Source organism: Bradyrhizobium sp. STM 3562, assembly GCF_045571435.1.
In the GTDB taxonomy this organism is placed as follows: domain Bacteria; phylum Pseudomonadota; class Alphaproteobacteria; order Rhizobiales; family Xanthobacteraceae; genus Bradyrhizobium.
Window position 1 is genome coordinate 699,494 of record NZ_CP120694.1, and the last position, 22,565, is coordinate 722,058.

At 65.7% G+C, this 22,565-nt stretch carries 18 protein-coding genes; 8 read left to right on the forward strand and 10 right to left on the reverse strand.

From position 1 onward, the window contains the following. Nucleotides 1–28 precede the first annotated feature (28 nt). From P6U23_RS03230 to P6U23_RS03250, 5 genes are all read right to left on the reverse strand, one after another. On the reverse strand, nt 29–1,291 hold the full coding sequence (locus P6U23_RS03230) for an MATE family efflux transporter (protein WP_407181768.1): 1,263 nt from the start codon (nt 1,289–1,291) through the stop codon (nt 29–31). An 87-nt stretch (nt 1,292–1,378) separates the two neighbouring features. Continuing rightward, nucleotides 1,379–2,113, reverse strand: a complete 735-nt coding sequence (locus P6U23_RS03235; RefSeq protein WP_407178163.1) for an MBL fold metallo-hydrolase — start codon at nt 2,111–2,113, stop codon at nt 1,379–1,381. 12 nt (nt 2,114–2,125) lie between these two features. After that, the gene (locus P6U23_RS03240) at nt 2,126–2,434 is read right to left on the reverse strand and encodes a DUF6460 domain-containing protein (RefSeq protein WP_407178164.1); all 309 of its coding nucleotides are present in this window, start codon (nt 2,432–2,434) and stop codon (nt 2,126–2,128) included. 72 nt (nt 2,435–2,506) lie between these two features. Continuing rightward, the gene (locus P6U23_RS03245) at nt 2,507–4,198 is read right to left on the reverse strand and encodes an ATP-dependent DNA ligase (protein ID WP_407178165.1); all 1,692 of its coding nucleotides are present in this window, start codon (nt 4,196–4,198) and stop codon (nt 2,507–2,509) included. Then, nucleotides 4,195–5,235 (reverse strand): ligase-associated DNA damage response exonuclease, encoded by a 1,041-nt coding sequence (locus P6U23_RS03250; protein ID WP_407178166.1) that lies wholly within the window; start codon nt 5,233–5,235, stop codon nt 4,195–4,197. The genes P6U23_RS03245 and P6U23_RS03250 overlap by 4 nt, the downstream gene beginning before the upstream one ends. A 143-nt stretch (nt 5,236–5,378) precedes the next feature. Between P6U23_RS03250 and P6U23_RS03255 the strand changes: the two genes are divergently transcribed. The 3 genes from P6U23_RS03255 to pdeM all read left to right on the forward strand — a co-directional run bounded on the left by P6U23_RS03255 (nt 5,379) and on the right by pdeM (nt 9,946). Further along, a complete protein-coding gene (locus tag P6U23_RS03255) occupies nt 5,379–6,305 on the forward strand; it encodes a methyltransferase domain-containing protein (protein ID WP_407178167.1) in 927 nt (308 codons plus the stop codon). Between the two features lie 127 nt (nt 6,306–6,432). After that, nucleotides 6,433–9,135: a ligase-associated DNA damage response DEXH box helicase gene (locus tag P6U23_RS03260; protein WP_407178168.1), complete on the forward strand. Its 2,703-nt coding sequence runs from the start codon at nt 6,433–6,435 to the stop codon at nt 9,133–9,135. Nucleotides 9,136–9,247: 112 nt separating this feature from the next. Further along, nucleotides 9,248–9,946 (forward strand): ligase-associated DNA damage response endonuclease PdeM, encoded by a 699-nt coding sequence (gene pdeM, locus P6U23_RS03265; protein WP_407181769.1) that lies wholly within the window; start codon nt 9,248–9,250, stop codon nt 9,944–9,946. Nucleotides 9,947–9,950: 4 nt separating this feature from the next. Here pdeM and P6U23_RS03270 read toward each other — a convergent pair whose 3' ends face one another. Then, the gene (locus P6U23_RS03270; RefSeq protein WP_407181770.1) at nt 9,951–10,814 is read right to left on the reverse strand and encodes a LysR substrate-binding domain-containing protein; all 864 of its coding nucleotides are present in this window, start codon (nt 10,812–10,814) and stop codon (nt 9,951–9,953) included. Nucleotides 10,815–10,912: 98 nt separating this feature from the next. Here P6U23_RS03270 and P6U23_RS03275 point away from each other — a divergent pair, with 98 nt between their 5' ends. Both P6U23_RS03275 and P6U23_RS03280 read left to right on the forward strand, forming a co-directional pair. Continuing rightward, entirely contained in the window at nt 10,913–11,851 is a 939-nt protein-coding gene (locus P6U23_RS03275; RefSeq protein ID WP_407178169.1) for a DMT family transporter, read from the forward strand. A gap of 2 nt (nt 11,852–11,853) precedes the next feature. Next, on the forward strand, nt 11,854–12,618 hold the full coding sequence (locus P6U23_RS03280; RefSeq protein ID WP_407178170.1) for an MBL fold metallo-hydrolase: 765 nt from the start codon (nt 11,854–11,856) through the stop codon (nt 12,616–12,618). Nucleotides 12,619–12,627: 9 nt separating this feature from the next. Here the strand turns inward: P6U23_RS03280 and P6U23_RS03285 are convergent, their stop codons facing one another. From P6U23_RS03285 to P6U23_RS03300, 4 genes are all read right to left on the reverse strand, one after another. Beyond that, nucleotides 12,628–13,410 carry a TIGR02186 family protein gene (locus P6U23_RS03285; RefSeq protein WP_407178171.1) on the reverse strand — a complete coding sequence of 261 codons (783 nt, stop codon included), beginning with the start codon at nt 13,408–13,410 and terminating at the stop codon, nt 12,628–12,630. Then, a complete protein-coding gene (locus P6U23_RS03290) occupies nt 13,407–14,324 on the reverse strand; it encodes a sulfite exporter TauE/SafE family protein (protein WP_407178172.1) in 918 nt (305 codons plus the stop codon). Before P6U23_RS03290 ends, P6U23_RS03285 begins: the two co-directional genes overlap by 4 nt. Nucleotides 14,325–14,544: 220 nt before the next feature. Continuing rightward, entirely contained in the window at nt 14,545–17,871 is a 3,327-nt protein-coding gene (locus P6U23_RS03295) for a hypothetical protein (RefSeq protein ID WP_407178173.1), read from the reverse strand. Between the two features lie 203 nt (nt 17,872–18,074). Continuing rightward, on the reverse strand, nt 18,075–18,662 hold the full coding sequence (locus tag P6U23_RS03300) for a PadR family transcriptional regulator (RefSeq protein WP_407178174.1): 588 nt from the start codon (nt 18,660–18,662) through the stop codon (nt 18,075–18,077). Between the two features lie 179 nt (nt 18,663–18,841). Here P6U23_RS03300 and P6U23_RS03305 point away from each other — a divergent pair, with 179 nt between their 5' ends. From P6U23_RS03305 to P6U23_RS03315, 3 genes are all read left to right on the forward strand, one after another. Next, nucleotides 18,842–19,222, forward strand: coding sequence for a nuclear transport factor 2 family protein (locus tag P6U23_RS03305; RefSeq protein WP_407181771.1), 381 nt, complete (start codon nt 18,842–18,844; stop codon nt 19,220–19,222). A 167-nt stretch (nt 19,223–19,389) separates the two neighbouring features. Next, on the forward strand, nt 19,390–21,180 hold the full coding sequence (locus tag P6U23_RS03310) for an acyl-CoA dehydrogenase C-terminal domain-containing protein (RefSeq protein ID WP_407178175.1): 1,791 nt from the start codon (nt 19,390–19,392) through the stop codon (nt 21,178–21,180). Nucleotides 21,181–21,249: 69 nt separating this feature from the next. Further along, complete coding sequence (locus P6U23_RS03315; RefSeq protein ID WP_407178176.1) at nt 21,250–22,458, forward strand: acetyl-CoA C-acetyltransferase; 1,209 nt, start codon at nt 21,250–21,252, stop codon at nt 22,456–22,458. Nucleotides 22,459–22,565: the final 107 nt, after the last annotated feature.

Genomic DNA, 22,565 nt, shown 5'->3' on the forward strand with positions numbered 1-22,565 from the left:
TACCCACCCTACGGGCGCTGAACCCGTCCTATGACGGCTTGAAGGATGCCTTCAGCAGCGCCGGATAGCGCAGCGCTTCCAGGCCGCCGCGTGCGGCGTAAAACGCGAGCAGCGCGCACCACAGGCCGGCATTGCCGTAACCACGCAATGCGAGCCACGTGCCAAGAAAGATCACCAGCGAGGCCAGCATCAAATTGCGCATGTCGCGCGCCCAGGTCGCGCCGATATAGACTCCGTCAAAGGCGAAGGCGAAAACGGCGAACAGCGGCGAGGCAATGACGAAGACGAGATAGTCGCGCGCCATGCTGCGGACACCCGGGCTCGCACTCATCATGTCGATCAGCGCCGGGCCGAACAGCACGAATACGACCATCACGACCAGCGCAAACGCAAATCCCCATGATACGACCAGCCGCGTTGCCGTGGAGAAGGCGCCCTTGTCCCGCGCGCCGAACGCCTGTCCGCAGAGTTGTTCGGCGGCATTGGCGAGACCGTCGAGGAAGAAGGCGCTCATCAAGAGAAAGTTGTTCAACACCGAATTGGCCGCGAGCGTGACGTCGCCGGCGCGGGCGCCTTGGGCGGTGAAAAACAGGAAAGCGGTGATCAGCGAGGCAGTGCGCAGCATGATGTCCCGGTTGACGGCGAGCATGCGCATCAGCTTGTCGCGATCGAACAGCATCTTGCTCGGCACGGTGAGCCGCCCACGCATCAGGCGCCGCGCAACCAGAATCCCGAGCAGCAGGCCGGAGCCCTCCGCGATGACCGCGGCCAGCGCAGCGCCCGCGATGCCGAAATTGAATCCGAGAACCAACAGCGCGGTCGCCGCCATGTTGACCAAGTTTATGACGATCTGCACCGCCAGCGCCAGCCTGGCGCGGGCCTGTCCGACCAGCCAGCCGAGCACGACGTAATTGCCGAGCGCCAGCGGCGAGGACCAGATGCGAACGCTGAAATAAGTTCTTGCGGCATCCGTTACGTCGCGGCTGCCGCCCATAGCATCCAGCAGCAGGGCCGCGAGCGGCACCTGCAGCGCGATCAATGCTGACCCAATCAAAGCTGCCAGAACAAGACCGCGAGCGAACAGCGCCGGCAGTTCCTCGATTTCGCCTGATCCCAGCGACTGCGCCGTGAAGGCGACCGTGGACAGGCGCAGGAATGCGAACAGCCAGAACATGCAGTCGAAGATGACCGAGGCCATCGCCACCCCGCCGAGCAGTGCGGGCTCGCCGAGCCTGCCGATCGCGGTGGTCGAGACGATGCCGATCAGCGGCGTCGTCAAATTGGCCAGCATCGAGGGTCCCGCGATGGCAAAGACCCGCGCGGTGGTGACCTTGGTCGACAGATGTAGCTGACGCAGTTCCACCGCCCCGCGCGCCCTCTACAGCTCGACGGTCAAGCCGTCATGGGCGGCCGCGTGCGTGAGCGCATCGAGACGGGCGAGCATGTCGTCGCTCATATGTGTGAGGAGCAGCCGCTTCGGCCTGATCTCTTGGAGATGCGCCTCCAGGGCCTTGAGGCTGAGATGGTTCTTGACGGCCTTCTCGTAAGTATAAGCTTCCGCGATGAACAGGTCCGCATCGCGCGCCAGCGGAATCAGCGTGTTGGTCCATTCGGTGTCCGCGCTATAGGCGATCACGCGGCCCTCCGCCTCGATCCGGTAGCCGAGAAACGGCCCGCCGGATTCGCCATGCACCACCGGAAATGGCGTCACGGTGACCCCGCCGAAGGCGCGCGTTTGGTCCGGGCTCAAGGCGACCAGAGAAAGCTCGAACTTCTGCTTTGTCTTCGAGGAGTTTTCGAACAGCGCTTCCATCACCTGCGTCAGGCGCATCTCGAGGCCTTGCGGACCCGCGATCACGAGCGGGCGCGTCCGCCGCGAGAACTGCGCATCGAGCAGAAAGAACGGCAGCCCGGCAAAATGATCGCCGTGGAAATGGGTAATCAGGATCAGGTGGATCGCTTCACGCGAGACGCCGGCGCGCTTGAGCGCCGGCAGCGACGAGGCGCCGCAATCGATCAGGAAGTTGACCGCCTCGCCCGTGACATGAAAGCAGGTGTTGTTGCGGCCGCCCGAGCCGAAGGCGTCGCCGCAGCCGATGAACTGCAGTTGCACGGGCTTGTCCGCCTAGTAGCGACGGCGCGGCGGCGAGGAGAAGATGCGCGACAGCAGCCAGATCGGCACCACGACCACAGCGCCGAGCAGGAAATAGCGCCACAGCCAGTTGACGGCGTCAAAGCCGAGGTCCCACAGCCGGCGAAACAGCAGGCGAATGCTCTCGATGATGTTCCAGGGATCGAAGCCGATCGCGGCCAGGACCACGCCGACCAGGATCGACAGCAGAATCAGCCGGAACGCGACGTTGAGCGGCGAGCCGCCCAGAAAACGGGACAGGCCGTCAGGAGCTGCCGGCAATTCCCTGCTGTCGTGTGACATCTTCATCTCCCGCGGATTCGCGCCGCGCATTTTACTATGGCGACACGCAGATGGGGAACCCTTAAAGCCGCGTCAACGGTTTTCGGATGTTACCAAAACTTTATTTGTCTCGTCGGCTTTGAGCATGCGCTCCAGCGTTTCCAGCCGGTCGGCCTCGCGCGGCGGCTTGTCCCAGCGCAGGCGGTTGATGCGGGGAAATCGCATGGCGACGCCCGATTTGTGCCGCGAGGATCGCTGCAGACCCTCGAAGGCGACCTCCAGCACCAGGCCCTGGTCGGGTTCATGAACGACATGGCGGACGGGGCCGAATTTTTCTTTGGTGTTGCGGCGGACAAAGCGGTCGATCTGCAGGAGCTCCTCGTCGGTGAAGCCGAAATAGGCCTTGCCGACCGGCACAAGCTCGTCGCCGCTTTCGCCTGCAGTCCAGACCCCAAAGGTGTAGTCCGAATAATAGGAGGAGCGCTTGCCGTGGCCGCGCTGGGCGTACATCAGCACGGCGTCGATGATATGCGGGTCGCGCTTCCATTTCCACCATTGCCCCCTGGGGCGGCCGGGCAGATAGGGTGCATCGCGCCGCTTGAGCATCACGCCTTCGACGGCATCCGCGTCCTCGCCCGCGCCGGCCGACACGGGATGGGCGCGCGCGAGGCGAAGCGCGTACCAGCTATCGAAGGCGATGGTCGGCGACAAATCGACGCGAGCATCATTCAGCCGCCGGACGAAACTCTCCAGCCGCTCGCGCCGCTCGGCGAACGGCAATTCGCGCAAATCGTTCTCGTCATCGCCAAGCAGGTCGTAGGCGCGCAGATGGATCGGATAATCCTTGGTTAGTTTCGGCGAGACCACTTTGCGGTTGACGCGCTGTTGCAGCACGTTGAAGCTCTGCACGCGGCCCCCGCGCATCACCAGCAGCTCGCCATCGATGGCCCCCGGCAGATGCAGCGAGGGCAACAGATCCGGAAAACTCTTGGTGATGTCCTCGCCGGTGCGCGAATAGAGCCGCGCCACGCAGTGGCCGTGCGTGTCGCGGCCGGTGACCGCCTGCACGCGGATGCCATCCCATTTCCATTCCGCGATGTAGTCGGCGGGATCGAGACCGGCGAAATCCTCATCCTCGATGGCATGCGCCAGCATCACCGGGCGGAAGGGCGCGGGATCGCGGTTGACCGGCTTATCGCCGCGGCCCTCGAGCCAGGCGAACAGGTCGAGATAGGGCGGCGACAGCCCCGGCCAGATCAGCTCGATTTCATGCGGATCCCTGTCGCCAAGATTGGCGGCCGCGGTCTTGGCAAGCCGCGCCGAGATGCCGATGCGCATCGCGCCGGTGACCAGTTTCAACAAGGCCCAGCGGCCGGTCTCGTCCAACTCGTCCAGCCAGCGCGCAAGCTGCGCCGGCAGCTCCAGCTTGCCGAGCGTGCGCAAGGTGGTGACGACATCGGTGAGCGTCGGCGGCGGCGGATTGTTGTGGCCCGCGTTCGCGGACAAGAGCGCCGATTTCGGCCACATCAGCGCCACCGTCTCGGAGAGGTCGCCGACGTAATCGTAGGACAGGCCGAACAGCACGGGATCAGTGCGCGCGGCGATCAGGTCGCGAATCAGGCCGGGCTTCGCATGCTTGAATGACAAGGCGCCCGTCAGCGCCGCCAGCGCATAGCCGCGATCGGGATCGCCGACCTCACGGAAATAGGCGGTGATGAGCCGCAGCTTGTTGTTGCGCCCGGGCTCATAGGCGAGGCGATCGAGCAGCTCTGCGAAGCGATTCATGCCTCGATATCCTGGGCTTCGGTCAGCGTTTCGCTCTCTTCCTCATCGCCATAGCCGACGAGATCTAGCGGCCGCGCCGCGAGCCCCTTCGTCCTGCACCAATGCACCAGCGCGTCTTCCTGGCCGTGGGTGACCCAGACCTCACCCGCGCCGGTCGCGGCAATGGTCGCGGTCAGTCCGTCCCAATCGGCGTGATCGGAAATCACGAGTGGCAGCTCGACGCCGCGCTGGCGTGCGCGGGCACGCACCCGCATCCAGCCCGAGGCGAAGGCAGTGACCGGATCGGGAAAGCGCCGCGTCCAGATGTCCGAGGTGGCGGTCGGCGGCGCCAGCGTGATCGTGCCGGCAAGCTCGGCCTTCTTCATGCCGCGCACCGGGCGCAGCTCGCCGAGGCGCACGCCCCGGCTTTCATAATAGCGCGTGATCTTGTCCATCGCGCCATGCAGATAGATCGGCGCGTCGTAACCGGCCTCGCGCAACAGTGCGATCACGCGCTGCGCCTTGCCGAGCGAATAGGCGCCGACCAGATGGGCGCGCTCCGGAAACAGCGCGACCGAAGCCAGGAGCTTCTTCACCTCTTCCGCCGCATCGCCATGGCAAAACACCGGCAGGCCGAAGGTTGCTTCGGTGATGAACACGTCGCAAGGCACCAGCTCGAACGGCGCGCAGGTCGGATCGCGGGCGTCCTTGTAATCGCCGGATGCGACGATGCAGAGATTCCCGCAGGAGACGGCGATCTGCGCCGAGCCCAGCACATGGCCGGCGGGATGGAATTTGATCCTGACGTCGCCGAGCGTGATCTCTTCGCCATAGGCCATGGCCTGTGTCGAACGAGCAAAATTATCGCCATAGCGCAGCCGCATCATGTCGAGCGTTTCCTGTGTCGCCAGCACCGCGCCATGGCCGGCGCGGGCGTGGTCGGAATGGCCGTGGGTAACCACGGCCCGCTCCACCGGACGCACGGGGTCGATGTAAAAGCCTCCGGGCTTGCAGCAAAGGCCGGCGGGAGTTGGCAGCAGGATGTCTTCCGGACGCATGCTTTCCATATAGGCCCGGCTGCGACCTATTATCAGGTGTCACGCGCGGGCTTGACCCGCGCATCCATCTTTCTAGAAAAGTCTCTTTTGATCGATGGATTTGCCGGATTAAGCCCGGCCATGACGAGCTTGGTTCCCGAGAGATGCCCGTGCGCCTGTTCCTGTCCTCCGGCGATCTGATTGCCGACCGCCGCTTCGAATTCGCGCGCGACCTGCAACTGAAGGGCGACTTGCCGGCTGCGGCCGATCTGCTCGAACAGGCAATCGAGCTCGCGCCAAACTTCGCCACCGCCTGGTTCACCCTGGGCGAAATCCGCCAGCGGCTTGGCGAGCATGACAAAGCGATTGCCGCGTTCCGCAAGGTGCGCGAGTCCGATCCGGACGACCGCCACGGTGCCTCCATCCGGCTGATGCGGCTGGGCGCGGAAGAACTGTCGGCGATGCCGCGCGGCTATGTGCAGGCGCTGTTCGATCAATACGCACCGCGCTTCGAGGCCGCGCTGCTTGGGGATCTCAACTATCGCGCCCCGCAGCTCCTGTTCAAGGCGGTGGTCGCGGTGCGCGCGGCCGCGCGCAAACCCGCCCTCTTCGAGCGCGCCATCGATCTCGGCTGCGGCACGGGCCTGGCGGCGGCAGCGTTTGCCGAGCAGGTCGATCATTTCATCGGCATCGATCTGTCGCCCGGCATGATCGCGCAGGCCCGCGCCACCGCCCTGTACGAACAGCTCGAGGTCGAGGACATGGTCGCGGGCTTGCGCAGTAAGCCGGACGCCAGCGCCGATCTCGTGCTGGCCGCGGACGCCTTTGTCTATGTGGCTGATCTCGCGCCGGTGCTGAGCGAGGTTCAGCGCGTGCTCGCCTCGGGCGGTCTGCTGGCCTTCACCGCCGAGACCCATGGCGGCGAGGGGGTCGTGATTGGCGAGGGTCTGCGTTATGCCCATGCCGCGGAGTATCTGCGGGCGGCGATCGCGGCCGCCGGCCTCGAAGTTATCCATCTCCAAGAAGCGAGCCCGCGCACCGAGAACGATAAGCCGGTGCGGGGCCTGGTGGTCGTTGCCGCGAAGATGTGAACCCATCTCGATCTTCAACGGCAAGGAGGAGCATATCTCGGACAAGTCGACGGAGTGAGGATTCCCTCTCGCCGCGAGCGCGCCATCACTCTCGACGAAACGGCGCAGACTGCATACGTTCTCCCCCGTGCCGCCCCGCGCCCAACCAGCCGTCGTCGACCCTGCGGCCGCGCTATTGCCCGACCGTTTCCAAAAATGGTTCGCGGCGCGCGGCTGGTCGCCGCGTGCGCATCAGCTCGCACTGTTGGAAAAGGCGCGCGATAACCGCTCGGCGCTCTTGATCGCGCCGACCGGCGCCGGCAAGACGCTGGCTGGATTTTTGCCGACCTTGGTTGAACTAAGCGCGGCGCCGCTTGTCCGGTCACCTCTCCCCTTGTGGGAGAGGTCGACGCCCGAAGGGCGGCGGGTGAGGAGTGAGCCCCAGGCACCCGAGGCCATGGCTTACCCTCCTTCTCAGCCCTCACTCGCAAGTGGGGAGGGAGCCGCTGGGCGTGCGACCCCAGCCCTCGTTTCCACCGGCCGCGGCGTGAAACGCACGGGCGGTCTCCACACCCTCTACATCTCGCCCTTGAAAGCGCTCGCCGTCGACATCGCGCGCAACCTGGAAACACCGATCGCGGAGATGAGCCTGCCGGTGAAGGTCGAAACCCGCACCGGCGATACGCCGCTGTCGCGGCGCCAGCGTCAGCGTCGCTATCCGCCGGACATTCTGCTCACCACGCCCGAGCAGGTGGCGCTGCTGCTGGCCTCCGACGACGCGCCCTATCTCTTCGGCTCGCTCAAGCGCATCGTGCTTGACGAATTGCACGCGCTCGTCACCTCCAAGCGCGGCGATCTGTTGTCGCTCGGCCTGTCGCGGCTGTGGCGGCTTGCGCCTGATCTGCGCGCGATCGGTCTGTCGGCGACGGTCGCAGAGCCAGAGGAGCTCGCGCGCTTTTTGGTGCCGCAGGTGGGCGGCACAAGCGCAGCGGCCGACATCGTGGTGGCCGGCGGCGCGGCGCCGCCCGTCGTCGAGATGCTCGATACAAGCGAACGCCTGCCCTGGGCCGGCCACAGCGCGCGCCACGCGCTTGGCGAGGTCTACGAGCTGATCAAGGCCAACACCACGACGCTCGTCTTCGTCAACACGCGCAGCCAGGCCGAGATGCTGTTTCAGGATCTCTGGCGCATGAACGATGATGGGCTCGCGGTCGCGCTGCATCACGGCTCGCTCGATGTCGCGCAGCGCCGCAAGGTCGAGGACGCGATGGCGGCGGGGAAATTGCGCGCCGTGGTCTGCACCTCCTCGCTCGATCTCGGCGTCGACTGGGGCGATGTCGATCTGGTCATCAATATCGGCGCGCCGAAGGGGGCTTCCCGCCTGATGCAGCGGATCGGCCGCGCCAATCATCGCTTCGATGAGCCCTCGCGCGCGGTGCTGGTGCCGGCTAATCGGTTCGAGGTGTTGGAATGCAGCGTGGCGATCGACGCCATAGCGGAGAATGCGCAGGATACGCCGCCCTTGCGAACCGGCGCGCTGGACGTGCTGGCACAGCATGTGCTGGGCCGCGCCTGCGGCGAGCCGTTTCTCTCCGATGAGCTCTATGACGAGGTGCGCACGGCGGCGCCTTACACGAGCCTCTCGCGGGCCGATTTCGACGACGTCGTCGATTTCGTCGCCACCGGCGGTTATGCGCTCAAGACCTATGAGCGCTTTGCCCGCATCAAGCAGGACAAGCAGGGACACTGGCGCGTTGCCAATCCGGCGGTGCGGCAAACCTATCGCCTCAACGTCGGCACCATCGTCCAGGATCCGATGCTGAAGGTGCGCCTGGTGCGCTCGCGTGCCGGCGGGTCCGGACTGACGGGCGCGATCGCGCGGGGCGGGCGCATGCTCGGCGAAATCGAGGAGGATTTCATCGATGGTCTCGTCGTCGGCGACACTTTCGTGTTCGCCGGCGAGGTGGTGCGCTACGAGGCTTTGACCGAGGACCAGGTGTATGTGTCGCGCGCCCATGACAGGGATGCCAAGGTGCCTTCCTACATGGGAGGCAAATTCCCGCTCTCGACCTATCTTGCCGAGCGCGTGCGCAAGTTGCTCGATAGCGGACGCGCCTGGGGCGCCTTGCCTGAGCAAGTGCGGGATTGGCTCGTCCTGCAGCGGGAATTTTCGCGCGTGCCCGCGTTGCGAGAGCTTTTGGTCGAAACCTTCCCGCGTGCGAACAAGCACTATCTCGTCTGCTATCCCTTCGAAGGCCGGCTCGCGCACCAGACGCTCGGCATGCTCCTGACGCGCCGGCTCGAGCGCGCCCGCGCCCGCCCGCTCGGCTTCGTCGCCAATGAATATGCGGTCGCGATCTGGGGCCTCGGCGACCTCTCCTTCATGGTGCGCCAGGGCATGCTCGATCTCGACGCGCTGTTCGATCCGGACATGCTGGGCGATGATCTCGAGGCGTGGCTCGCCGAATCGGCGTTGATGAAACGTACCTTTCGCAATTGCGCGATCATTTCCGGCCTGATCGCGCGCCGGCATACCGGCGAAGAGAAGAAAAAGCGGCAGGTCCTGTTCTCCACCGACCTCGTCTACGACGTGCTGCGCAAGCACCAGCCCGACCACGTGCTGCTGCGCGCCGCCCGCGCCGATGCCGCGACCGGTCTGCTCGACCTGCGCCGTCTGTCCGACATGCTCGCGCGTATCCATGGGCGCATCACCCACCGGGAACTCGACCACGTCTCCCCGCTCGCCGTGCCCGTGCTGCTGGAAATCGGGCGCGAGTCGGTTTATGGCGAGGCATCGGATGAGTTGTTGGCGGAAGCCGCCGACGATCTCATCAGGGAAGCGATGTCGTAAGAATGGGACTATTGTTGCTCCAGCCGATGAGGTCGTCATGCCCGGGCTTGTCCCGGGCATCCACGTCTTTCTTGCCACTGGCGAGGCGTGGATGGCCGGGACAGGCCCGGCCATGACGGAGAACTTGGCTCTATCCGTCAACTTTCGAAGCGTGTTGGATGTCGCGGGCGTCTCGCTCCACGCCGATCTCTCCGGCGCGCTGTTCTGGGAGGAGCAGCGGCTGCTCGTCGTCTCCGACCTGCATCTGGAAAAAGGCTCGAGCTTCGCCGCTCGCGGCACGCTGCTGCCCCCTTACGACACCGCGGCGACGCTCGGCCGGCTATCGTCGGTGATCGCGAGGCACGATCCGCGGATGGTAATCGCGCTCGGTGACAGCTTTCATGATCGCAACGCCCATGAGCGCCTCGCGGGCAGCGACCGTGACGCAATCGGCGCGCTACAGGCGGGTCGCGACTGGATCTGGATTTCCGGCAACCACGATCCGGCCATCCCGTCCGAACTCGGCGGCGAGGTCGCGGGCGAAATCGCGATCGGTCCGATCACCTTCCGCCATGAGCCGACCGGTGCGTTCGGCGAAATCGCCGGCCATCTGCATCCCAAAGCGCGTGTCTCGACCCGCGGCCGTTCGTTCGAGCGGCGCTGCTTTGCCTCCGACGGCGAGCGCGCGGTCATGCCAGCGTTCGGCGCCTATGCCGGTGGCCTGAGCATTCGCGATGAAGCGTTTGCGAAGATCTTCCCCGCCGCGGGCTTTATCGCGCATCTGCTCGGCGACCGCCGCGTCCACAGCATCGCCGCTGCACGGTGTTACTGAATGGCTAGGCCGCTTTCGCCTGCACCTCGTCGCAGAACTCGGCGAGCCGGTCCGCAAGCCGCAGCGTGGCGGGGCTGGCGTTGGGCGAGGCCATCAACGCGACCTCGGTCTTCTCGATCGGCTTGAAGCCTTCCCTTCCCGTGAGCACGCGATGATCGGCCTGGATCGCTATCTCCGACATGATGCTCAGCCCCATGCCGGCGGCAACGGCCGCTTGAATGCCGGCAAGACTCGAGGACGTATAAGCCATGTGCCAAGAGCGCCCGGCGCTTTCCAGCGCATGGATCGCGCGGGCCCGGTAAAGGCAACCGGCGGGAAAGCCGATCAGCGGTACCGAGCCTGAGCCGATATCGCAGGGATGGTGCTTGCTCGTCACCCAGTGCACGCGCTCCGGCCACACGGCGATGCCGCCTTTTTCGCCGGCGACACGCTTGAACAGCGCGAGATCAAGCTCGCCGCGGTCGAGATCGCGCTTTAAGTAGATGCTCTGGTCGGCGCGGACGTCGAGCCGCAGCGTCGGATGGCTGCGCGCAAACGCCGCCAGCAATTTCGCCAGCCGATAGGCGGCAAAATCCTCGGGGATGCCCAGCCTGATCGCGCCTTCCTCCGCTGGCCGCGCCACGACATCGCGCGCTTCTTCCGCGAGCGACAGCAGCCGCCGCGCATAGGAGAGCAACTTCTCGCCGGCTTCCGTGGGCGTCACGTCCTTGCCGTTGCGGTGAAGCAGCGGCTGACCGATGTCCTCCTCCAGCCGCTTGATCTGCTGGCTGACCGTGGACTGGGTGCGGTGAACGCGCTCGCTGGCCCGGGTGAAGCCGCCGGCTTCGACCACCGAGACGAAACTGCGCAGCAATTCGAGATCGAGCATTTCGGACTCCATTAAGAAATCCACTGGAGTCCAGTTAATGATTTAATTTCCAAATAGCAAGGGACGCCCTAGATCAATGGCGCGAAAGGAGAGTTTCCATGCTCGCGCCGTCCGTTCCCGCCCCGACCACCGCCACCAGAAACCGCCTCAACACGCTTCCGCTAGCTATTGGCCTGTTCTGCCTGCTGTGGAGCTTCGCCTTCGTCGCCGGCAAGATCGGCGTCACCGATTGCCCGCCGCTGATTCTTTTGACCGCACGCTTCTCGCTTGCGGGCATCCTGATCCTCGGCTTTTTTGGCCTGCGCGGCGAGGCCTGGCAGCTTGGCTGGCGCGAGGCTGCCATGTTTGCCGTGCTCGGCGTCGCCAACAACGCGCTTTATCTCGGTCTCGGCTATACCGGGCTGAAATATATCTCGGCCGGGCTCGGCGGCCTGATCGTCTCGGCCAATCCGGTGTTCACGGCGGCGTTGGCGGCGCTGTTCCTTGGCGAGGCGCTGACATGGCGCAAGGTCGCCGGCCTGCTGCTCGGCATCGCCGGCGTCGCGCTGATCGTCTGGCATCGCATGTCGATCGGCACCGACAGCCCGCACGGCATCCTCTTCACGTTGGCCTCGCTCGCGTCCATCGTTGCCGGCACCATCCTGTTCAAGGTGTTCGCGCCGAAGGGAAGCCTTTGGATCGGCAATGGCATCCAGAATCTCGCGGCCGGCATCGTGCTGGCCCCGTTCGCGCTCGCTTTTGCCGATGTCCATGAGATCGTGCCCAGCGCGCGGCTTGTCGGGGCCTTTGCCTTCCTGGTGCTGGGCGGCTCGATCCTGGCCTATGTGCTGTGGTTCCATCTCTTGAAGGTTTGCGGGGCGACTGCTGCCAGCGCCTATCACTTCCTGATGCCGCCGCTCGGCATGCTGTTCGCCTGGATCGTGCTCGGCGAGCATGTCGCCCTCCAGGACCTGCTCGGCATTGTCCCGGTTGCGCTCGGTATCTATCTCGTGACCCGTCCGGCTGCGGCGGCTAGCGTTCAAGCAAAGAGGAGCTGATCATGAGCTTGTCCATCACCCTGGTCGGCGGTCCGACCGCGCTGCTCGACATCGACGGGTTCCGGATCGTGACCGATCCCACCTTCGACGCCCCTGGCGCCTATCAACTGCCGCATGTGAAGCTGGAGAAGCTGTCAGGGCCTGCGCTGAGCGCCGAATCCATCGGCGAGGTCGATGCCGTGCTGCTCAGCCACGACCAGCATTCGGATAATCTCGATCGTTCGGGCAAGGATTTTCTGGCCAAGGCGCGCCGCGTGCTGACCACTGAAGCCGGCGCAAAACGGCTCGGCAATCACGCCGAGGGGCTGGCGCCGTGGGCGACCACCGAGCTGACGGCCAAGAACGGCGTGTCGCTGACGGTGACCGCGACGCCGGCGCGGCACGGCCCCGCTGGAATCGAGCCGCTGTCCGGCGACGTGATCGGCTTCGTCATCAGCCGCCGGGGCGGCCGCCCGATCTATATCAGCGGCGATACCGTCTGGTTCGACGGTGTGGCCGAAGTGGCGCGGCGCTTCAATGCTTCGGTGGTGCTGCCGTTTGCGGGCGCCGCGCAAACCCGCGGTCCGTTCCATCTCACCATGGACACCAACGATACGATCGAGACCGCCCGCGCGTTTCCCGACGCGATGATCGTGCCGGTGCACACCGACGGCTGGGCTCACTTCCGCCAAAGCGCCGCGGATTTGCGCGCAACGTTCGACGTACTGGGTTTTGGGAAGCGGTTGAAGCTGCTGGAGCCGGGCGTGAGGACGGTGATCGAGGAATAGTGTTCGCTCTCACTCCTTCGCAAACACCAGCGAGGCGATCCACCCCGTCATCAGCGCCATTGCCGCGGTGACCAGGCCGTAGATGAATCCGTTCTGCCGCGCGCTGGTGGCGACGAACTGTTCGAAGCCGACCTTGACGATCTCGAAGGCCGTCTCGGTATGCGTCACCAGCGCGCCGTCGGAGAACAGTTTTATCTCGATATCGTAGGTCCCGATCGGCACCTGCGCGGGCAGCGGAATGCCGCTACGGAACAAGGTCGGCGTGATGAAGGTGACCGCGGATGTATCCTCGCGATAGAGCCCGCGCTGGCGCTGCAGCCGCACGAAGGCGCGGCGGAAGGGATCGTTCGGCACCACGTCGGCAAAGTCGGGGCCGATGCGCTGGGTGAGCAGCACGTTGGTGAGCCCGAGCTGCTGGCGCCGCTGCACGTCGGTTGAGGCGATATCGTCGAACGGGCGATTGGCGAACAGCGCGAGATAGGCCGGCACTTTGACGAACTGGCGATAGTCGGTGTTCATCCAGATGCCGAAGCGCCGCTCCTTGCGGCGGGTCATCATGTCGGCGCGTGGGCCGCTGACGGTCACCACCAGGTCATAATTGATGGCGCCAGCGGGCGTCGCGGCATCCTTTTCCACCGCGCCGAACAGCACGAGCTCTTCGCCGGAATAGTTCGGCGTCACGGTGACGCGGTGGTTGGAGACCGAGACAATCAGCCGCTCGGCGCGCGCCTGCACCGCGGCGGACATCGCCATGCAAATCGCGCCAATTGTGATGAGACGGCGCGCGCTCATTCCGTCACCCCGATTTCCCTGATGGTGTAGAGCTCGCCGGGCCGGATCACGAGTTCGACCGCAAAGCGGATGCCGACCGCGAGGATCAGCAGTCCGAGTAAGAGGCGCAGTTGCTCGCTGCGGATTTTCTGCCCTGCGCGTGCGCCGAATTGCGCGCCGGTGACGCCGCCGACCATCAGGATCAGCGCCAGCACCGCGTCGACCAGATGATTGGTCATCGCGTGCAGCATGGTCGCAAACAGCATGGTGACGAGCGTGAGCACCATCGAGGTGCCGATCACGGTCGTGGTCGGCACCCGCAACAGGTAGATCATGATCGGCACCAGGATGAAGCCCCCGCCGATCCCCATCACCGCACCGAGGAAGCCGATGATCATCCCGATCACGACGACGGGAATCACCGACAGATAGATCTTGGAGCGCTTGAAGCGCAGCTTCAGCGGCAGCGCGTGCACCCAGTTGTGGCTGCGGCGCGGCGCGACCACGCCGCGGCGCACGCGCATGATCGCACGCATGCCCTCCCAGAACATCAAGGCGCCGACCGTGGTGAGCAGCGCGACATAGGACAGCGCGATGGTGAGGTCGAGCTGGCCGAGCGAGCGCAGGTAAGTGAAGGTGAAGACGCCGAGCGTCGTACCGATGCTGCCGCCGACGAGCAGCACGGCCGCCAGCATGGGATCGATGGCGCGGCGGCGCCAATAGGCGATCGCGCCGGAAAAGGACGAGGCGGCGATGTGGCTGGCGACGGACGCGACAGCCACCGCCGGCGCGATGCCGATGAAGATGAGCAGCGGCGTCATCAGGAAGCCGCCGCCGATGCCGAACATGCCCGAGACGAAGCCGACCGCCGCACCCATCGCCAGGATGAGGAAGATGTTGACCGGGATGTCGGCAATCGGCAGGTAAAGCTGCATCGCGCGGTCGCCTGGTGACTGCGCCGCAAGGCGAGCCTTCCGCCGCTTACGGCACGGATTCCTGATCGGGCTTCCCCGGCCGCAAGGTCCGCAATCCCCGCGCGCAAGGAGGCGGGCGGTGCACCTTGAGGCCGCACTCTTGCATAGCCGAAATCGCTTCCAAGCGGGACAGGAGAATCCGCTGCCTGCGGCGTTTTTCCGCCGCAGGGAACGGATCGAATCAGCGCGATGCGCGCTTGATCACCGCCGGCTTGGCGGTTGCGGTGGACTTCGCGGCGGCAGGAGCCGGCGCGGCATCCCAGCCGCCCGGCGGGGTCGGCACATTCACCGCATCGTCCGGCTGCGGCTCGGCCGCAAACGTCTGGACCGCGAGCTTGGCGGCCGCGAGCGACTGCGCATCCAGCCGCTTGGCGACGTCGTCGCGCTTGTGGCCGGCATCGGCGTCGCCCTGCGCCGCCGCCAGGCTGAACCACTTGAAGGATTCTGCGAGGTTCTGGTCGACGCCAATGCCGCGGGCATAGAGAATGCCGAGATTGAACTGGCTGTCGGCGACGCCGTGCTCGGCCGCCTTGCGGAACCATTGCGCCGCGCTCTTGTAGTTGGGGCCTTTGCCGCCGCCGTCCGCGTCCAGCACCGCGAGATTATGCATCGCCTTGGCATTGCCGCGCTCAGCGGCCTGCACGTAATAGCGCCGCGCGATGTCGGCGTCCTTGGTCACGCCCAGCCCTTTTTCGTAGAGCGTGCCGAGCCTGAAAACCGCTGGAATGAGACCGGCCTGCGCGGCGCGATCGTACCATTTCGCGGCCTCCTGGTAGTTCGAGGCGACGCCTTTGCCCTCGGCAAACCGCACGGCCACCTCATAGGCCGCGCTCGGATCGCCGCTGAGCGCGGCTTGCCGCAGCACGGGGCCGCCGATCGTATCAGGCAGATGCTCGCTCGGCGGGATCGCGATCATGCCGAGCTTGCGGCCTGTTGCCGGGGGCTGCGCCGTCGGAATGCTTCCGGTGATATCGGGATCCGGCGCCGATGCGGCGCTGGCAGCGGGGCCTCGCGGAATCTCGACCGACGCGGCCGGCCCGCTTGCGGGCGGCGCGGCAGTGTTGAAGGACTGCCGGCCGATCGGCGTCGGCGATGTCATTTGCGGGGTGACCTGCTCCGGTGCGGACGCGGCCGGCTTCGCGGCGTTGTCCGCGGGGATCTGTGCCGGCGCCGGCTGCTCGCTCGCGCTCTCGCTGGTCGGCAATTGCGACTGCAGCACGCTGCCGCCGTCGAGCAGCGTCATGCCCATCTTGAAAGTGCCGAGGACGATCACCACGACGCTCGCGGCCACCAGCAGCGAGCGGATCTTCGAGGTGATGCTCGAGGGCTCGTTCTTCGCGGCATCGCCGTTTGCGGTCTTGGCGGCCTTGCCGTTCGACCGCCCCTTCTCGGGAGCGGCCTGGGCTGCGGCGGCGGCTTGGGCGGCGCGGCGCGCGGCCGCGATGAAACTCGACGATGATACCGGCTGCTTTGGCGGCGCCGGAATTTCGCTGATCGCATTCTCGGATGCGGCAATGCGCTCGGAGGGCGAGGCGGCGCGGCCGCTCGGCCGGGTGCCCGGCTCGAGCGGATGGTCGGGCGGCAGCTCCGGCGCAATCGGCCCGCGCGAGGGCCCCTGGGTGTGCGGCAGCAGGATCTCGCTGATCGCAAGCGGCGGCGCCGGGGGGACGACGGCGGCAGGCGGCGCTGCCACAGCGGGCGTCGCGGCGTGAAAATCGCGCGGCGCGGCAACGAAGGCGGCCTGTGCCGCGGCGGGATTGGGCAATTCGGGCTTTGGCTGCGGCGGCATGGCCGCGCGCGGCGCAGGCACGTCCGGCGCGAGGGGCGGAGCGACAGGGGATGCAACCGGCGGCGGCGGCGCGCTGCGCGCGGTGCGCAGATCGCTTTCGATCGTGGTGAGACGGTCGACCACATGGCCGAGCGCGTTATGCACGGCGTCCAGCGAGTCCTGGGTGTGACGGCTGGTTTCGTTCTGGTTGAAGCGGATGTCGGACAGTTCGCGCTTGACGAGGTCGGCGAGCCCGCCGTCCTGCGGCTCGGCGGTGCGTTGCGTGCTGTCGGCCAGCCGCACGAAGGCTGCATGCTGGCGTTCGAGATGGCCCAGAATGTCGTGCAGCGCATCCTCGACGCGCGACAGATTGGCACCGCCGCCACGCTGCTCGCTGGACGCCTCGATGCGCTCCAACAGATACGACACGCGCTGTTCGAGGTGGGCGAAAGTGGCGGCATTGTCATTGCCGACCTGCAGGCGGTCGATGCGGTCGGACAGCGCGCGCAGCGCGTCTTCTAGCTGCGCGGAGCGATCATCGAAGACCGGCCGCTCGCGCTCGCGGCTTTCCAGCGCGGAGGTGAGCGCGGCGATGCGCTGCTCGAGCGCGGCAAAGGAATCTCCGTAGTCGGCGCCGCGGGTGATCTGATCGACCTTGACGGACAATAGCCGCACGTCCTCGGCGAGGCGCGCCAGCGCGTCGGTGGAGGCGACGTTGGAGACGATGCCGCGCAGCGCCGCGATCGCGCTTTCGAGCTGCTGCACCGTGCTCGGATCGTCATTGGCGCGCAGGATCGTATCGAGCTTGGCGCCGAGATTGTGGATCGCCTCGTCGTAGCCGCGGAGCTGCTCGGCCGGCATCAGCGAGCGCAAGACCTCGCGGATTTCAGCGAGCGCGCGCTCGATATTGTTGAGCGCGTTTGCGTCGGCCGTGCTTTGGCGGTTGTCGTCGATGCGGCGGGACAGCGAGCGGATCTCGCCTTCCAGCTTGTCGATCGCGCGCCGCGGCATCGCTTCCAGAATGGCGTTGCGGATCTCCGCAAGCTCGCTGCGGAAGGCGGCGATCGATTGCTCGATCCCGCTTGGACGCTGCAGCGCCTCGATCTGGCTCGTGATCTGGATCAGGTGCCGCTCGAGCGACGAAAAATCCGGCCCGCTTGGCGCAGGGGCTGGCGGTGCCGGAGCTTGCGGCGCGATCGGCGGCGCCTGCCGCGGCGGCTTGACGCGTGCTGCCGTCGGCGGTGCATCGAGCTCGCTCTGGCGCGCGGCGATTTCCGCGATCGCGGAATCGAACGAGGAGGGCGAGAGCGGCGGGGAGCTGCGATAGACCTGTGCCGCGGCCCGCTCGACGGCTTCGGTCTGGCGCTCCCGCTCCTCGCGAGCATGCTTTGGCGCTTGCGCGCTGGAAATCTGCGCGAGCCGCGCATCCAGCCGCGAGATCGCGTCGTTGAGCTGGCGCGCGACGCCGCCCTGTTCGCGCGCTGGATCGCTGCGGCGGGGCGCCTGCGAAATCTGCTCGATCTGCCGCGTGATCGAATCGAGCCTCTGATGGATGTCGGCAACGTCCCGGCTGAGTTGTGGCCGCGGCTCGGCAGCGCTGCGGAAATTCGGCGGGGTCGTCTCGCCAAGCGTCGAACTGAGCCAGTCGTTGAGCGTCATGCCGGCACGCCGCGCCGCGGCTTCGGCCCTCTCGCGGACGGATGGATCGATGCCGTCAACACTCCACACGCGCGAATTCATGCTACCGTCCGGTTTCGACTCCGGCGCTCCCACCCGGCGCCTCCAGCCTCCCCACGCGTCCCAGAAGAAAGACAATCGAATTCCGCGCGGGTCGTCTGCCTCAGCAGCCCACTTTTTCCGCTTACGGTAAATAACGGGTTAAGGACTGCGGCTTAGGGCGGAAAAGTTATCCGGCTCAGTCGGATAGGGCGCAAAAAAGCGTTCTATTGCTTGCCGTCGCGCTGGACCTCGCCGATCGGCGTGACGTTGCCGGCGCCGGCCGTGGGCTGCAGCGTTTGCAGCGCCTCTTCGCACCATTCCACCACCGCCCGTTCATGGCGCAGGCCCAGATGGAGCGCGAGCAGCTTGCCGGTGTCGTCAAGCGACTCCGCACCGTTGGGAAAGCGTTTCTTGAGCACGCGTTCGTAGCGGGAGAGACGATCGCGGTGATGCTCCAGCCGCGCCATCAGGTCGGCGCGCATCGGCTCCATGTCGACGGCATCGAGCGCGCAGAGCCGCACCAGCATGTCGTCCTTGATCGACGGCGGGCTCGAGGGGCGCGCCGCCCAGTGCCGCAGCGCAGCTCGGCCCTCCGGAGTCAGGGTGTAGACCAGCTTGTTGGGCTTGCCCGACTGCACGACTTCGCGAGCCTGAACGTGGCCGCGTTCGCGCAAGCGCGTCAGCTCGCGATAGATCTGCTGGTGGTCGGCCTTCCAGAAGAACCCGATCGACGAATCGAAGGTCTTGGCGAGCTCGTATCCCGTCATCGGGCGTTCCGTCAGGCAGACCAGGATTGCATCGCCGAGCGCCACCAGAGCCTTCCTTGATTTCCCGCCATCCGCAGCCGTATTGACTTTATGCATACAGTTGCATATGCGTCAATGTGCATAAAATAAAATCCGTGGAGGGCAGCGCCAAGCTGACGCGCCTCCGCGCTCCTCTTTTGTACCGCCAGCGCAACGCCTGCGAAGCTCAGGAGACGTCCGTGACGATGACCGCGCTCGAAAAATGGTACGCCTTCACCAAATCGCACGATCGCGCGGCGTTGTGGGAGTTGCTCCATCCCGACGCGGTGTTCGAAAGCCCGATCGTCCACACGCCGCAGCGCGGGCGCGACATCACCTTCAAGTATCTATCGAGCGCAATGCAGGTGCTGGGCGGCCCCGGCTTCGCTTACGTCGACGAATGGCGCAACGCGAGCGGGGTGGTGCTTGAATTCGAGACGGTGATCGACGGCATCAAGATCAACGGCGTCGATATCATCGGCTTCGCCGATGATGACCGGATCGCCCATTTCAAGGTCATGGCGCGGCCGCTCAAGGCCATCAACCTGCTCCACCAGCTCATGGGGGAGCAATTGGCTAGGCCGTGAGACGACAAGCCGCGAGACCATTTGACCCGCGTCGTCGCAAAGCCGTGTCTTGATCTTGTATCTTGGTCCTTCGCGACAGGTTAAGGTCCAGTGGGCACAATGAGCGAGCGCCGCGCCGCGAGATAGTCCTTAAACACAGGCCGAGAGGCCCGCCGGGAGATCAAGAAATGCCCATCTACAAAGCCCCCGTGGAAGACGTGAGTTTTTTGCTCAACGATGTCTTCCAGATCGACCGTTACGACAATCTGCCCGGCTTCTCCGATGCGTCCGCCGACGTGCGTGAGGCCATCCTCTCGGAGGCCGCCAAGCTCGCGGAGGAGGTGCTGCAGCCGCTGAACCGTGTCGGCGATCTCGAAGGCTGCAAACGCCACGACGACGGCAGCGTCACCACGCCGAAGGGATTCAAGGAAGCCTATAAGCAGGTCGCCGAAGGCGGCTGGCTCGGGCTTTCCGCGCCGACCGAATATGGCGGGCAAGGTCTGCCCGTGACGCTCTCGCAGGCCGTCAACGAGTTCCAGATCTCCGCCAACATGGCCTTCTCCATGTATGGCGGCCTCACCATGGGCGCGACCGCCGCGCTTTTGGTGCACGGTTCGCCCGAGCAGAAGCAGACCTATGTGCCGAAGATGATCGCGGGGCAGTGGACCGGCACCATGAACCTGACCGAGCCGCATTGCGGCACCGACCTTGGCATGTTGCGCACCAAGGCGGTCCCGCAAGCTGACGGCAGCTACAAGATCACGGGGACGAAGATCTTCATCTCGGCCGGCGAACACGACCTGACCGAGAACATCATCCATCTCGTGCTCGCGCGCATCGAGGGCGCGCCCGCCGGCATCAAGGGCATCTCGCTGTTCGTGGTGCCGAAATTCCTGGTCAATGCCGACGGCTCGCTCGGCGCGCGCAATGGCGTTGTCTGCGGCTCCATCGAGCACAAGATGGGTATCCATGGCAATTCCACCTGCGTGATGAATTACGACAACGCCACCGGCTGGCTGGTCGGGGCGGAGAACAAGGGCATGCAGGCCATGTTCGTGATGATGAACGAGGCCCGGCTCGGCGTCGGCGTGCAGGGGCTCGCGCAGTCCGAAGTCGCCTACCAGAATGCGGCGGCCTATGCGCGCGAGCGGTTGCAGGGCCGCGCGCTGACGGGCGCGAAGGCGCCGGACAAGCCGGCCGATCCGATCATCGTGCATCCGGATGTCCGCCGTACGCTGCTCACCATCCGCGCCTTCAACGAGGCGGCGCGCGCCATGGTGGTGTGGACCGGGCTCAAGAGCGACGTTGCGCATCGCTCGGAAGACGCCAGGGACCGCCAGGCGGCCGATGATCACATGGGCCTGATGACGCCGGTGCTGAAAGGCTTTCTCACCGATACCGGGTTCGCCAACACGGTCATGGCGCAGCAGATGTATGGCGGCCATGGCTATATCGCCGAGCAGGGCATGGAGCAGTTCGTGCGCGATGCGCGCATCGCCATGATCTATGAGGGCGCCAACGGCATCCAGGCGCTCGACCTGATCGGCCGCAAGCTGCCGCGCGACGGCGGCCGCGCGGTGATGGCGTTCTTTGCGGAGGTCGGCGGCTTTGCCAGGGAGCACAGCGCGGATGAGAGCATGAAGCCCTACGTCGCGCCTCTGAGTACCGCGCTTACCCATCTGCAGCAGGCCACGACCTGGCTGATGCAGAATGCGTTGACGAAGCCGGACAATGCGGGTGCCGCCGCCACCGATTACCTGCATCTGTTCGGCCTCGTCACGCTCGGCTACATGTGGGCGCGGATGGTGAAGGTGGCGCTGGACAAGATTGCCGCCTCCGGCTCCACGCCCCATCTCTCGACCAAGCTGGTGACCGGCCGCTTCTTCATGGAGCGGATGCTGCCGGAAACCGCAGCCCACCTCGCGCGCATCGAGAGCGGCTGTACGACGGTCATGGAATTGCCGGCGGAAGCGTTCTGATGGAAGGTCATCTTCCGCCGCTCGGCTCAATCCGCTATTATATGATGAACATCATTTCGGGAGAGCGTTATGCCTGAGGCCTATATCTACGATCACGTTCGCACCCCGCGCGGCCGCGGCAAGCCGGACGGCGCGCTGCACGAAGTCACCGCGCTGCGGCTCGCCACCGTGCCGCTGCAGGCGCTGAAGGAGCGCAACAATCTGCCGGAGGACGCGGTCGATGACGTCGTCCTCGGCGTGGTCGATCCGGTCGGCGAAGCCGGTTCGGACATCGCGCGCTTCGCCGCGCTGAAGGCTGGCCTGGGCGAGGCGGTGCCGGGCGTGCAGATCAGCCGGTTCTGCGCTTCGGGCCTGGATGCAGTGAACTTCGCCGCGGCCCAGATCATGAGCGGCCAGCACGAGCTCGTGATCGGCGGCGGCGCCGAATCCATGAGCCGCGTCGGTATTGGCGCCTCCGGTGGCGCCTGGCCGATGGACCCTTCCATTGCCGTGCCCGCTTATTTCATGCCGCAGGGCGTCTCCGCCGATCTGATCGCCACGAAGTACGGCTTCTCGCGTGATGACGTCGATGCCTATGCGGTGCAGAGCCAGCAGCGCGCCGGCAAAGCCTGGGACGAAGGCCGCTTCAACAAGTCCGTGGTGCCGGTCAAGGACATCAACGGCCTGACCATCCTGGCCAAGGATGAACACATGCGCCCGAACACGACCATGCAGTCGCTGGCGCAGCTCAAGCCGTCCTTCGTGGAAGTCGGACAGATGGGCGGCTTCGATGCGGTCGCGATCCAGTCGCACCCGGAGGTCGAGCGCATCAACTATGTGCACCACGCCGGCAACTCGTCAGGGATCGTCGACGGTGCCGGCGCCGTGCTGCTCGGCAGCAAGGAAGCGGGCGCGAAATACGGCTTGAAGGCGCGCGCCAAGATCCGCGCCTTCGCCAATATCGGCTCGGAGCCCGCGATGATGCTGACCGGTCCGGTCGACGTCACCAACAAGCTGTTCGAGCGCTCCGGCATGAAGAAGTCGGACATCGATCTGTTCGAGCTCAACGAGGCCTTCGCTTCGGTGGTGCTGCGCTACATCCAGGCGTTCGAGATCGACAATGACAGGATCAACGTCAATGGCGGCGCGATCGCGCTCGGCCATCCGTTGGGGGCCACCGGCGCGATGATTCTGGGCACCGTGCTTGACGAGCTCGAGCGCTCCAACAAGGTCACTGCGCTGGTGACGCTCTGCATCGGCGGCGGCATGGGCACCGCCACGATCATCGAGCGAGTCTGACTGCCGTAGGGTGGGCAAAGCGAAGCGTGCCCACCACCGGCGTTCGGAAGAAAAAAGGTGGGCACGGCGCAACGCGCCTTTGCCCACCCTACAATCGAGACAACGCC

What these genes read in the sequence shown, in the direction of transcription:
- P6U23_RS03285 (WP_407178171.1), bottom strand. Translation starts at nt 13,410, where the DNA reads ATGAGCGCGCGCCGTCTCATCACAATTGGCGCGATTTGCATGGCGATG.
- P6U23_RS03245 (WP_407178165.1), bottom strand. Translation starts at nt 4,198, where the DNA reads ATGAATCGCTTCGCAGAGCTGCTCGATCGCCTCGCCTATGAGCCCGGG.
- P6U23_RS03250 (WP_407178166.1), bottom strand. Translation starts at nt 5,235, where the DNA reads ATGCGTCCGGAAGACATCCTGCTGCCAACTCCCGCCGGCCTTTGCTGC.
- P6U23_RS03275 (WP_407178169.1), top strand. Translation starts at nt 10,913, where the DNA reads ATGCTCGCGCCGTCCGTTCCCGCCCCGACCACCGCCACCAGAAACCGC.
- P6U23_RS03315 (WP_407178176.1), top strand. Translation starts at nt 21,250, where the DNA reads ATGCCTGAGGCCTATATCTACGATCACGTTCGCACCCCGCGCGGCCGC.
- P6U23_RS03240 (WP_407178164.1), bottom strand. Translation starts at nt 2,434, where the DNA reads ATGTCACACGACAGCAGGGAATTGCCGGCAGCTCCTGACGGCCTGTCC.
- P6U23_RS03305 (WP_407181771.1), top strand. Translation starts at nt 18,842, where the DNA reads ATGACCGCGCTCGAAAAATGGTACGCCTTCACCAAATCGCACGATCGC.
- P6U23_RS03280 (WP_407178170.1), top strand. Translation starts at nt 11,854, where the DNA reads ATGAGCTTGTCCATCACCCTGGTCGGCGGTCCGACCGCGCTGCTCGAC.
- P6U23_RS03255 (WP_407178167.1), top strand. Translation starts at nt 5,379, where the DNA reads ATGCCCGTGCGCCTGTTCCTGTCCTCCGGCGATCTGATTGCCGACCGC.
- pdeM (WP_407181769.1), top strand. Translation starts at nt 9,248, where the DNA reads ATGACGGAGAACTTGGCTCTATCCGTCAACTTTCGAAGCGTGTTGGAT.
- P6U23_RS03230 (WP_407181768.1), bottom strand. Translation starts at nt 1,291, where the DNA reads ATGCTGGCCAATTTGACGACGCCGCTGATCGGCATCGTCTCGACCACC.
- P6U23_RS03295 (WP_407178173.1), bottom strand. Translation starts at nt 17,871, where the DNA reads ATGAATTCGCGCGTGTGGAGTGTTGACGGCATCGATCCATCCGTCCGC.
- P6U23_RS03310 (WP_407178175.1), top strand. Translation starts at nt 19,390, where the DNA reads ATGCCCATCTACAAAGCCCCCGTGGAAGACGTGAGTTTTTTGCTCAAC.
- P6U23_RS03270 (WP_407181770.1), bottom strand. Translation starts at nt 10,814, where the DNA reads ATGCTCGATCTCGAATTGCTGCGCAGTTTCGTCTCGGTGGTCGAAGCC.
- P6U23_RS03290 (WP_407178172.1), bottom strand. Translation starts at nt 14,324, where the DNA reads ATGCAGCTTTACCTGCCGATTGCCGACATCCCGGTCAACATCTTCCTC.